Here is an 11,903-nt window from a genome sequence, read left to right as displayed (position 1 = left end):
GCGACAAGACCATGATCGACGCCTGGAAACCCGCCGCCGAAGCCGCCCGCAAGGCGGCCAAAGACGGGGCGGACGCCCTGGGCGTGCTTCAGGCGGCCGCCGAGGGCGCAAAGGCCGGCGCGGAGGCCACCCGCGACATGGAAAGCCGCCGCGGCCGCTCCAAAAAGCTCGGCACCCGCTCCATCGGCCACGTCGACCCCGGCGCCGCTTCCACCCACGTGGTGCTCGCCGCCATGACCGAGGCGCTCGCCACCGGCACCGCCTGACCCAACCCACCGCGGCGCCCGCCCCCCCAAGGCGGCCGCCGCACCCCTCAACACCCCCAAGCCACCCCGCCCCTCTTGTTGGCAAAAATACCCAATCCCAAAAGCGCCAAACGTGCGGTGGCGGACGTCACGGCACGCCGCCGCCCACACGCTTTCCCGGCATGAGATGGACCGGTCGATCACAAAAAGGGCTTCGCGCGCTCACGCAGTTCGTCGAGGTCTGCCTCCTCGAGATTCCGCGGCTGGCCGGGGTGGATGATGCTCACCTGACAGCTTTCGGCCGCCTCCACGATCTGCCGATAGGTCCCGGCATCCGGGTCGGCGATATAGGCCTGCATGTTTTCATCGAACTTGAAGAGGGCGCTGTTGATCTGCGTGCACTCCTTGCAGGTGGTGCAGCGCGCGGTCTCGATCCACGGATCGTCACCGGTCGGTTCGGGGGCTGGCTCCTGCGCAAGTTGAACGGGGCTGGGCGGCGCCTCTGGGAGGGCAGGCGTCGCGTCTGCAGTGGGCAAGGCGGCCGCGATTTCAATCGCCGACGCCTCGCGGTTTTTCCGCTCCTCGGAGAGCAGGCGCAGAGCGTGGGAATTGTTGATGCCTGCAAGTTCCTGCAACCGCCGCCAGGCGTCGTTGCAGCGCGCGGCCGCCTGAACGATCTTGTCGTCCACGCCGACGCGCAGGAGGCCGTTTTCAGGCGTAAGGCCAAGCACGTAGGGTTCCGGTATGCGATCCTTGGCACCCGGACCGGATCCAGCCTGGCCGAACGGGACCATGTCGGGCGTCCAGTCGTCCTGCGCGGCGGGATGGCAGAACCGCTGATAGCGGACATCTCCGATCGCGAAATCGGCAAACGTGAAAGGCAGCGCTTCGCTCTGACGTTCTCCGTCTGCCGTTTCGTAGTCCAATCGATGCTCCGGCCAGTCCACGCCGACCTGCGGGTTGTGGGCCAGATTAAACCGTGCCGCCAGGTCCGAGCCTGCCGACGGATCATAGGTGAAGTTGGGAAAGGCACGCGATTCCGTCGCCGCCGCCGAGAGCACGTAGGGCGGCACGCCGGGCACGGTGCGGGTTGCGCCGGAATAGATGCTGAAAAGCGCCGGTCCCTGGTGCTGAATTCCGCGTTGAAACGCCTCCTGCATCCGATAGAGATGCGCGCTGGACGCCTGCAGGACGAAGGCATTGTTCAACCCCATCGCCATGGATGCCAACCGCGCGGTCCCCGCGCCGAAGGAATTGCGCGGCGGCTCCGGCGACGTGGGGCCGAGAATGTCATCGACCTGGATCAGCACGGTGATCTGAAGGCCACCAGCCAGCGCCTCGAAGGCGCGGGCGATCTCGGCGGACTCGGTGACCCCGTCGTGAAGCAGGATCAACGACCCGGGCAGCAGTTCCATCTGGTCCGCCGTCAGGTCGCTCACGTCGAACGTCTCGAAGATCGGGTCGTGTAAGTCGGGCCGATATTTGTTCTCGACCTCCAGTTCCGCAATCGTCACCGCCTTGGTAAACTCTAGTATGGCGGGCAACCGCTCGCGCAGGGCGTCCAAAGCAGCGGCGCAACTGTCGAAGGTGTAGCTGTACGGCGCGGGGCGGCGGCGGCAGATCTCGGTCGCGCGTCCGGGGCCGAAAAACGGCTGGCATTGAAGGGCTTCCAACGCTGTCTTGATGCGCCTGACGCGATCTTCCGGGAGGCGGTCTTCCGGTCTTGCCCTATCAAGAATGCGCGACAAGGAGCCGAAATCAATGGAAGAATCTTGATCCTGACCCATGGCGGAGGCCAGCGCGCCCGCACTGTGGGCCTCGTCGGATTTCATGTGGTCGGACTTCAGGATGTCCGTCAGGCGCAGGATCAGCCCCTCGACCTTGCGGCGGAAACGCCGCGCCTTGGCGTTCTGCTTCGCCCTCCAGGTATGGGTCACGACCTTTCCGGGCGTGGTGTGGTCGCACCCGATCACCACCCCGTCCAGCGTCAGCCGCTTGCGGGCGATGTCGAGGTTGGTCCCGAGCGAACCGAATGGCGACTGGCCGCTTTCCTTGACCATGCGAGTGGCATTGTCCTGCCAAAGGTCCGACAGCATTCCCTCGCGCCCGAGCGCCACGTTGCGGCGAATGCGGGCCTCCAGCCGCAGCACTTGCTGGCGCATGGCCTCGCCGGACGCGTCAGGCGGTGCAGCGACGCTCAGGACGTCGTCGACGATGCGGCTCAACGGCCGGAAAAGCGGCCCCCCGTCGCCCGTCTCGAGCAGCACGAGAGGGTAGTCGTAACGCAGGCTCTCCAGATCGGTGTAGCGGGCGAAGAGTGCCGGGCGCAGCGGCGGCAGCGCCGGTGCCTCGTCTTCTGTCGGTGCGGTGGTGGACGCGGGAGTTTTCGTGATTTCAGCCTGTTGTTGCATGATCTTCACTCCCCGGCCGCAGCCGGTGCCGTCTCGGCGGGCCAGATGCCCACCTTGTCGAATTCCTCGTTGAGCACGAGTTCCACCAGGCCCGGCGTGCTCGGCCGTTCGCCCGCGCGCAACTCGTCGTAGCAGGGCACGGTCGGGTCGCGGTACAGGATGCCGACCGGAATTTCCTCCTTCAGCGCGGCAAGAGCCAACGCCCGTGGCATGTCCAGCGGGTCGTGCGTTTCCTGGTTCTTGTAGACGCGGGAGACCTCGGGCTTCAGCCTAAGGCCGTTGGCATGGGTCAGGATGCGCATCTTGGACGGGTCGCGGACCCAGTCGTCGAACCGATGCTCCATGAAGTTCGGGCAGCGCTGCAGGATGCGAACGAAGGAAAACCCCTTGTGATGGTAGGCCTGCCGCAGAATGTCGTAGAGCAGGTCGGGGATCCAGTCGACCGCCTGCGCGACGAAGGAGACGTTCGACACTCCGAGCGTCACCGTCAACGGGTTCAATGGGTTGAGCGTCGCGCCGAATGGCGTGGTGTTGCTCTTCATGCCCTGCGGGGACGTGGGGGACGCCTGTTTCTTGGTCAGGCCGTAGACGTTGTTGTCGTGCAGCAGCAGCGTCATGTTCATGTTGTAGCGGATGGCGTGGAGCCAGTGCGCGGCGCCGATGGAGCAACAGTCGCCGTCCCCGGTGGTGACGAAGACGTTGAGGTCCGGCCGGCGGATCTTGATCCCTTCCGCCACGGGCAGGGCGCGCCCGTGGATGCCGTGGAAGCCGTAGGCGTTCATGTAGTGCGGCAGGCGGGAGGCGCAGCCGATCCCGGAGACGCAGACCGTCTTTTCGGGCGGAAGCTGCTCGTCGCGGCACAGACGCTGCATGGCGGTCAGGATCGCGGTGTCGCCGCAGCCGGTGCACCAGCGCGGAGCAATTTCGCTCTGGTAGTCGGCGATGACATAGTCCGTGTGGACCATCTGCATCAGGCATTGGCTCATGGATGCGTTCATTGGTCTTCCCCTTGCGCCTGAGCGAGCTTGGCCCGTGCGGCCTGGACGATGGCGGCGGGTTTGAGCGGCTGTCCGCGAGCCTTGCCCCAGCAGTCGACGTCGATCAGCCAGCGCGAGCGCAGGAGCTGCGCGAGGTGGGAGTAGCGGCGGTTGTCGGGTGTGATGAGCGGGTCGCTCGGCGGGTCGTTCCAGTTGTTCTCGATCGTCATGACCTTGCCGAAGCGCTTCATCACCGCGTCGATGCCAGAGGCCATGGGTTGCAGGAACTTCAGATGCAGCGAGGAGACCTTGTGGCCCTCCGCGCGAAGCATGCTCACCGCTTCCTCGATGGCACCGCGGGTGCTGCCCCAGCCGATCAGAAGCAGGTCACCCTCCTCGTCGCCGAAGACAGGAGCGAGGCGCAGGGTCGTCTGCAGGGCCGCGAGCTTGCGGGAGCGGTTCAGCAGGCCTTCCTCGTTGATCTCCGGGTCATAGGCGACGTGGCTGTCGCGGTCGTGGGCTAGGCCGGTCAGGCAGTGCATCCCGTTCGGCTGGCCGGGAATGAAGCGGGTGGCAATGCCGGTGCGCTCGTCCCAGTCATAGGGGTGGGCGTCTTCCGGCACTGCGCTCTGGTTCACCGGCGGGGCGAGCCAGTCCGCATTGAACTTCGGCCGCGGGTAGGGCTGTTGCGCGGTGGCAAGTGCGGCGTCGGTCAGGATTACCACGACCATGTTGAAGGTCTCCGCGATCTTGCGTGCCGTGATGACGGAATAGAAGCAATCCTCGATGGAGGAAGCGGCCATGACCACCTTTGGCGCGTCCCCGTGGCCGCCGAACATCGCGGCCATCAGGTCGCCTTGTTCCACCTTTGTCGGCAGGCCGGTGCTCGGGCCGCCGCGCTGCACGTCGATCACGACGAGTGGGATCTCGGCCATGACGGCAAGACCTATCCCCTCCTGTTTCAACGACAGGCCGGGGCCGGAGGTTATCGTGACGGCGCACTTGCCCGCGTAACTGGCGCCGATGGCGAAGGTGCAGGCGGCGATCTCGTCTTCCGCCTGGTGGACGACGCAACCGACTTTTTCGAAGATGTTGGACAGGTAATGCGAGGCCGAGGTCGCGGGCGTGATCGGATACATCGCGCACACCTCCATGCCGGAGGCCACCACGCCGAGCGCAAGTGCGGCGTTGCCGTTCATCACCACCTGCGGCTCGGTCACGGGCGGGGCAGGGATGGCGTAGCGCAGGTCGAGGTTCTGCTCCGCCCAGGCGCGTCCTGCGTCCAGAAGCTCCACGTTGGCATCGACGATCTTCTGCTCCTTCTTGGCGAATGTGAACCGCACCTGCGCGCGGGCCAGTTCGGGATCCAGACTGTAGATCGCGCAGAGCATCCCGAGGACGAACATGTTCTTTCCGCGTCGCGGATCGGGGACGTACTTCTGGCACTCAACCTCGAGCGGCACCTCGTAGAGGCGATAGCCGGCGGCCTTCACCTCGTCGCGGACCTTGGCGTAGGCGGCGCGGATGTCCGGATCGGGGTAGGCGGCCCACATGTTTTCCAAAAGGATCGTGGCGCCTGGCTTCACTTCGCCTGCGCGGAGGCGACTGAGCAGGACCTGCTCGTTGAAGGCGACCACCAGGTCGGCCTCGTCACCCACGTTCGTGACGCGGTGCGAAGCGATGCGCACGCGGTTGCCGCTCGCCCCTGCAACGGAGCGGTGGGGCGGCTGGATCTCGGCGGGGATGATTTCAACCGTCCAGATCCCGTTGCCGGATCGTGCCGCGATGGCGGCGAGCGATTGCCCGCAGCGCTGCGCGCCCTCGCCGGAGTCGCTCACGATCTCGACGATGTGTTCCTGGAGAACTTCGGCGGAGCTTTGCCCCGTGCCGGGTGTTTCCTCGCGGGAAAGCGTGGCGGTTTCGGCGTGGTGCTGTTTGCCAGTCGGTGTCATTGCCTGTGTCCCGCTGCCTACATCAATCTGATATGGGTGAAGTTCCGCTCGGCGAGGTCGATTCCGAAGAGCGTGCCCTCGAAGCCGGTCCGCTCCGGTTCGTAAACGGACGCGCTATCGCGGATGCCGAGGTATTGCCGGATGCTTTCGGCCGCCTTGCGCCCTGCGCCCATCGCGAGGATGACGGTGGCCGCGCCGGTCACGATGTCGCCGCCGGCGTAGACGCCCGCCAGCGAGGTTGCCAGGGTCTCGTCGGTCTCGATGTAACCCCACTTGTTGAGCCGGATCTTCGACGTTTGCCCGAGGATCGGATTGGGCGAGGTGCCTATGGCGTAAACGACGGTGTCGGCCTCGAAGTCGAACTCGCTCCCCTCCACCGGGACGGGGCGGCGGCGGCCGGACTCGTCGGGCTCGCCCAACTCCATCCGTTGGCAGCGGAGCGCGCGCACGTTGCCCTCCGCGTCGCCCAGAAGCTCCACCGGCGAGGTCAGCCAGTGGAACGCGATCCCTTCCTCCTGCGCGTGGTGCAGTTCCTCGGCCCGGGCCGGGCACTCGAGCTCCGTTCGTCGGTAGACGCAGTGGACCTCCTCCGCGCCAAGCCGGAGCGAGACGCGCATCGCATCCATCGCCGTGTTGCCCGCGCCGATCACCGCGATGCGCTTTCCGAGGCCGAGCGGCGTGTCGTAATTTGGGAAGTCGCCCGCGTGCATCAGGTTGCAGCGGGTCAGAAGCTCGTTGGCCGACAGCACGCCGTTCAGGTTCTCGCCGGGGATGTCCATGAATTTCGGCGTGCCTGCGCCGGCGCCGATAAAGACGGCGTCATAGCCCATTTCGGAGAGCATCTGCTCCACGGTGAAGAGGCGCCCCACGAGTGTGTTGCACTTGATCTCCACGCCGAGCGTTTCGAGCTGGCCGATCTCGGCGTCCACGACGCTGTTGGGCAGGCGGAATTCCGGGATGCCATAGCGCAGCACCCCGCCGGGGGCGTGCAGCGCCTCGAAGACCGTGACTTCGCAGCCTGCCTTGGCCAGGTCCGCCGCGCAGGCCATGCTGGCGGGTCCAGAGCCGACGACGCCGACGCGGAAGCGAGCGGGTTCGATGTGACGCGACTTGTGCCAGCCCTCGGCAATGGCCTTGTCGCCCAGCCACCGTTCCAGCCGCCCGATCGCGACCGGCTCCAGCCCGCCGCTGACCGCCACCGCGCAGACGCCCTCGCACTGCTCCTCCTGCGGGCAGACCCGGCCGCAGACCGCCGGTAGCAGGGTGGAGTCCGTAAGGCGGTCATAGGCGCCGCGGTAGTCGTTCTTGAGCAGTTTCTCGATGAAACCGGGGATGTCGATGCTGACCGGGCACCCGGCGATGCAGGCGGGTTCCGGGCACATCAGGCAGCGTTCGCTTTCCAGCAGCGCTGCCGCCTCGTCGAAGCCGAGCGCGACCTCGTCGAAGTTCGCGGCCCGCGCCTCCGGGTCCTGCACAGGCATGAACGCCCGCTCCTGCGGGATATTGCGGATCGTCTTGCGCACCATGTTCACTTACTCCCGTGGCCGGCGGCGTCGGCGGGGGCCATCTGCAGGCGGCGGCAATTCTCGTCCCATTGCTCGAGCGATTGCTGCTCCTGCGGGCGGTAGCGTTTCAACCGTTGCATCAGGTCGTCGAAATCGACGGCGTGGCCGTCGAAGTCCGGCCCGTCGACGCAGGCGAACTTGATGCGCCCGCCGACCCTCACGCGGCAGCCACCGCACATGCCGGTGCCGTCCACCATGATCGGATTCAGGCTGACCATGGTCTTGATCTTGTGGGGGCGGGTCGCCTCGGCGCAGGCGCGCATCATGATCGGCGGGCCGATGGCCACCACCTCGTCGATGTCCCCATGCTCGGCAATGGCGCCCTCGATGCCCTGCGTCACCAAACCCTTGAGGCCCGCAGAACCATCGTCGGTGCAGATGATGAACTCGTCGCAGACAGAGCGGAACTTGTGCTCCCAGAAAATGAGGTTCGCGCTGCGGAACCCGACCACGCCGATCACGTAGGCGCCGTTTTCCTTGAAGGCGCGCGCTTGCGGAAAGATCGGCGCGACACCGAGCCCGCCGCCTACGCAAATCACTTTCTTCGCGTCCGAGACGTGGCTTGGGATGCCCATGGGTCCGACCATGCCGAAGAGCGTGCCGCCGACGCGGCACTCCGCCTGCATTTCGCGGCTGGATTTGCCGACGGCCTGGATGACGAGGGTGATCGTGCCGCGCTGCCGGTCGAAATCGGCGATGGTCAGCGGGATGCGCTCGCCGTGTTCATTCACCATCACGATCACGAACTGGCCCGGCTTGGCCGCCTTTGCCATCGCCGGGTGCAGAATTTCGAGCAGGAACGTGGTGTCGGAGAAGTCTGTCCGGGTCACGATGGGGAAATCGGACGATACGATATCGGGTGGGCCAGCCTCGCGCGGTTGCGTGATCGTTCCGGCGACTCCCCCGCCGTTTCCGCGTGTCGACATCGGCTCTCCTCCTGCTGCCGAACTCCGGTCCACGCCTGGTTCGTTTCAGAGAACCGCCGCGCAGCCCGAGTCTCCGCGGACCCTAGCAGGTCGCCGCCTGCCCGCCTTGATCCGGGTCAATACGCGTGGCGCTTGTACCGAACCGTGCCGTTGGGGGGAGGGTGGGGAGGCGATGTGGGGAGAGGGGTGTGCCTTAGCTTGCGGGACGGCGGAATGCGACGACGTTGCCGCAGTGCTCCCATTCCGCAAGGTCGTCCTCGCTGTCGTCCATGTCCCACTCGGGAACCGGCACCTGCGGCCCGCCGGCCTCGGCCAGCACAACGCCCGCGGCGAGGGTAATCTGGAGCGAGGCATTGCTCAGACCCATGTTATTGGTTGCCGATGCCAGCACCATGAGCTCGTCGGCGATGCGTTTGGGGTCGGTCATGTACGTCTCCCGTGTGGGCCTGGGACCGTTGAAATGGACTACGCCTTACGTCGACTCGCGTCTTGAACACCTCGTAACAATGCGAGCCGTAAGTGGCGATTGTGCCGAAATCATGCCGAATTCTTGTTACTTGCGGAGCACGTGTCTGGGGACGGGGCGAGTGACCGGCGCCCGGCGGCCCTGCTAAGGGACGGCGACCGGCGGAAAGGCCGTGTTCCAGACCGACAGGAAGGTCTCCGCATTGCTCCGGTCCACCGCGACGAGCAGTGGGGGTGCGAGGGCGATGAAGCGTTTCGCGCTGGGCAAAAGCCCCGTTTCCGACGGGTCGTCGGGATAGATCAGCCCGGCCCGGGACAGCAGCCCCTGTCCTTCGACCGACAGCAGAAAATCCAGAAGCGCCGCCGCCGCGTCGGGATCGCGCGCCTGCCTGGGGATCATGTACGCCCGCGACAGGAACATCGTGTAGTCCTCCGGCAGGATAACGCCGACGTTGGTCGGGGCGGCGTTCTGCACGTAGGAGCCGAGCACGTTGTAGCCCAGAAGATAGCGGCCTTGCGAAACGGCTTCGATGATCTCGGCCGAACAGCAGGTGGCCACGGCCTGAGTCCGGGCAAAACCCTCCAGCAGTGCGCCGAAGGTTGTGGCCTCCGAGCTGTCGCTGAAGGCGTAGAGGTAGCCCAGCCCGGAGGCGGCTATGTCGTAGGTCGCGATCTTCCCGCGATAGGCATCCGGCTTCTGCCGCATCAGGTCGAGCAGTTCGAACCGGTTGCCGGGCACGTCGTCCGCCGGCACCAGCGCACGGTTGTAAATCAGAACCGTGGGTTCCTCCGTCAGCCCCCAAAGCTCGTCACGCCACCGTCGTGCCGATGGAAGGGCCTGCGTGAGACCGGAGCGATAGCTGCTGGCACAGGCGCTGTTGACCAGATCGACCATCTGGTGAACGGCCGAGGAGAACACCGCGTCGGCGGCAGGGGTTTCGCCGGTGCAGGCGCTCAAGGCGTTCGCATAGAGCGCGTTGGAGCCCCACTGTTCGTAGTCGATCCGCATGTCCGGATGACTGACAAGAAATGCCTCTAGCGCAGGTTGGATGATTGCGATGTCGGTGGTGGAGCGCATGACGAGCGTGCGCGCGCCCGTCCCCAAGGTGGCCGTTGCTTCCTGAGCTTGGATACCCGGCGAGACAAGCAGGAGTAGACAGGTCGCGAGCAACCGGATCATGGCTCGCCCTCCGGAGCGAGGGGCAAGCACAGGGAAACGCGGAAGCTGCCCTCCCGATGCTCCATCTCGACACGGCCATCGAAGGCCTCCGCAACGGCGGTCACGATGGACAGGCCCAGTCCGGCGCCGTTTTCCCGGGAGCTTGCACTGCGCTCGAAGCGGTGGCCGAGCCGGTCCAGCGTGTCAGGGTCCGGACCTTCCCCAGCGTCTTCGACCCAAAGGCACGCAACCGTCTCCGATGTGACAACGCCCATCCGAACGGGCGGCCGGCCGTGCGTCAGGGCGTTTGCCAACAGGTTACTGGCGGCCTGGACAAGCGAGAATTCGTCGGCCCGCACCACTGCGGGGACCTCGTCGACGACCAACTCGACCTCCACGTCGGGTGCCAAGACCTCGTGATCGCGGGCTTCGATCACCTCCAGCGCCACATGTCGAAGATCGACCGGCGCGCGTGGCGCGGAGTCGGTGCGGTGTATGACGAGCGCGCGCGACAGCAGCCGGTCCAGCAATACGCCCAGCGTGTTCGCCCTCTGCGCGAGCTGCTCAAAGGTCTCGCGGGCGGCAACGTCTGGCTCGGTCTCGGCGGCCATCTCAGCCTGCGCTCGAATGGCGGCAACCGGTGTGCGCAACTGGTGCGCGGTGTCGGAGATCAGGTTCTGCATCGTCGCCACCTGACGCTCGAGCCGGCGCATGAATCCGTTCATGGCGTTGACGATCACGCCGACCTCGGCAGGGACTTCGGTCGTGTCCATGGGCGTCAGGTCGTAGGGGTCGCGCTGGCGGAGGTCGTCCGCGATAGTCTGCAGTGGCCGCAGAGCGGAACGGACGACGAAGAACGCGCTCAGCAGGAGCGCGATCCCGGCGAGGACGGCGGGGATAAGGGCGTCCACGGCGAGATCGAGCGCCATCGCCTGCCGGGCGCGGGTCGTCTGACCGATGGTGATGGTCACCACGCCGGAGAAATCACGCTCCGCGAACCGGCGGGCGAACTGGGCGAAGCGCGCGTCCTCACCCTGCATCTCGCCGTCGAACAGGCGCGGCGCGCCCTCTCGGTCCTGCCGGGGCGGGGGGGCGTCCGGGTGGCCGGTCAACAGGGCGTTGCCCGGACCGCGCACGGCATAGGCGATGCGGTCATCCGGTGCCTGGGCCAGGAGTTCGAAGGCCGAGGACGGCAGATCGACCACGGGGCGTCCGGCCTGTATCCGGATCGCCTCCGCAATGTCGGCGGCCGCGCCGAGCAGCAGGCGGTCATATGCCTGCCGCGCGGCCTGGGCACCGTTCATCCAGGCGGTCAGGGTCAGAAGCACGCCGCCGATCAGGAACAGCGCCAGCACCGCTCGAAGGACGCGTGCGGTAAGGCTGCGCTGGCGAAAGTCCGCCCGCGCGGCGCTATCCATTGCTGTCGATCCAGTATCCGACGCCCCGTTGCGTTCCGATGGAGATCCGACTGCCGGCGAACTTCTTTCGCAGGCGGGCGATATAGAGCTCGATCGCGTTCAGCCCGACATTCGCGTCATTGAAGGCGAACAAGCCGTCGTAAAGGCGCTCCTTGCTCAGAACCTGCCTCGGATTGCGCATGAAGAGCGCCAGCAGCGCCGCTTCCCGCCGGGTCAGGTGCAGCCGCTCCCCGTCCAGTCGTGCGCTCATCTCGGCGGGCATGAACTCCAGCGGCCCAAGGATGAGGCTGTCGGTTTTGTGCTCGGCCTCCCGCCGCACCAATGCCCGCAATCGGGCTTCCAGTTCCCGCTGGTCGAAGGGCTTCACGAGATAATCGTCCGCGCCCATGTCAAGCGCGCTCACCCGGTCGTCCACCGCCAGGAGCGCGGTCAGCATCATCACCGGAGTGCGGTCCCCCCGGCGGCGCAGGTCGCGCAGCAGGTCCTTGCCCGAGCCGTCCGGCAGGTTGATGTCCAGCACGAGCGCGTCGTAGCTTTGCACGGCGAGGTAATCCCGTGCCGCGCCGAGGCTCGGGGCCGTATCGCAGGCCATGCCGGAGCGGGCGAGCCGCGTCGAGACGGCCTGCGCCAGATCCTCCGCATCTTCCACCAGCAGGACGCGCATCGCCCGTCTACTCCTCGGTTCGGCTGTCTCCGCGGCTGCACGGTGCCCTGACAGGTTGATGACAGCTAATTGCGATACCCATTGTGCTTAACCCGTGATCGGACTGCTGCAAAGCGCGGCA

At 66.3% G+C, this 11,903-nt stretch carries 10 protein-coding genes; 1 reads left to right on the top strand and 9 read right to left on the bottom strand.

From position 1 onward, the window contains the following. A partial coding sequence (locus BM075_RS22895; protein WP_143089935.1) for a DAK2 domain-containing protein occupies positions 1 to 266 on the top strand: 266 nt, incomplete at its 5' end. A 179-nt stretch (positions 267 to 445) separates the two neighbouring features. On the opposite strand, the gene BM075_RS22890 is transcribed toward BM075_RS22895, so the two are convergent. The 9 genes from BM075_RS22890 to BM075_RS22850 all read right to left on the bottom strand — a co-directional run bounded on the left by BM075_RS22890 (position 446) and on the right by BM075_RS22850 (position 11,782). After that, positions 446 to 2,656, bottom strand: coding sequence for a hypothetical protein (locus tag BM075_RS22890; RefSeq protein WP_143089934.1), 2,211 nt, complete (start codon positions 2,654 to 2,656; stop codon positions 446 to 448). Positions 2,657 to 2,661: 5 nt separating this feature from the next. Beyond that, complete coding sequence (locus tag BM075_RS22885; protein ID WP_093362950.1) at positions 2,662 to 3,654, bottom strand: thiamine pyrophosphate-dependent enzyme; 993 nt, start codon at positions 3,652 to 3,654, stop codon at positions 2,662 to 2,664. Beyond that, positions 3,651 to 5,585: a 2-oxoacid:acceptor oxidoreductase subunit alpha gene (locus BM075_RS22880; RefSeq protein WP_093362949.1), complete on the bottom strand. Its 1,935-nt coding sequence runs from the start codon at positions 5,583 to 5,585 to the stop codon at positions 3,651 to 3,653. The genes BM075_RS22885 and BM075_RS22880 overlap by 4 nt, the downstream gene beginning before the upstream one ends. A 17-nt stretch (positions 5,586 to 5,602) precedes the next feature. Beyond that, positions 5,603 to 7,111, bottom strand: coding sequence for an NADPH-dependent glutamate synthase (gltA, locus tag BM075_RS22875; RefSeq protein ID WP_093362948.1), 1,509 nt, complete (start codon positions 7,109 to 7,111; stop codon positions 5,603 to 5,605). Positions 7,112 to 7,113: 2 nt separating this feature from the next. After that, positions 7,114 to 8,076 (bottom strand): sulfide/dihydroorotate dehydrogenase-like FAD/NAD-binding protein, encoded by a 963-nt coding sequence (locus tag BM075_RS22870; RefSeq protein WP_093362947.1) that lies wholly within the window; start codon positions 8,074 to 8,076, stop codon positions 7,114 to 7,116. Positions 8,077 to 8,269: 193 nt separating this feature from the next. Next, the gene (locus BM075_RS22865) at positions 8,270 to 8,503 is read right to left on the bottom strand and encodes a hypothetical protein (protein ID WP_093362946.1); all 234 of its coding nucleotides are present in this window, start codon (positions 8,501 to 8,503) and stop codon (positions 8,270 to 8,272) included. Positions 8,504 to 8,686: 183 nt separating this feature from the next. After that, a complete protein-coding gene (locus tag BM075_RS22860) occupies positions 8,687 to 9,721 on the bottom strand; it encodes an ABC transporter substrate-binding protein (protein ID WP_093362945.1) in 1,035 nt (344 codons plus the stop codon). Then, the gene (locus BM075_RS22855) at positions 9,718 to 11,118 is read right to left on the bottom strand and encodes a sensor histidine kinase (protein WP_093362944.1); all 1,401 of its coding nucleotides are present in this window, start codon (positions 11,116 to 11,118) and stop codon (positions 9,718 to 9,720) included. Before BM075_RS22855 ends, BM075_RS22860 begins: the two co-directional genes overlap by 4 nt. Beyond that, a complete protein-coding gene (locus tag BM075_RS22850; RefSeq protein ID WP_093362943.1) occupies positions 11,111 to 11,782 on the bottom strand; it encodes a response regulator transcription factor in 672 nt (223 codons plus the stop codon). The genes BM075_RS22855 and BM075_RS22850 overlap by 8 nt, the downstream gene beginning before the upstream one ends. Positions 11,783 to 11,903: the final 121 nt, after the last annotated feature.

This window comes from Tropicimonas isoalkanivorans (assembly GCF_900112335.1).
Taxonomy (GTDB): domain Bacteria; phylum Pseudomonadota; class Alphaproteobacteria; order Rhodobacterales; family Rhodobacteraceae; genus Tropicimonas; species Tropicimonas isoalkanivorans.
Note: the sequence above shows the minus strand (reverse complement) of the source record. Positions and strands in the feature narration are given on the sequence as shown.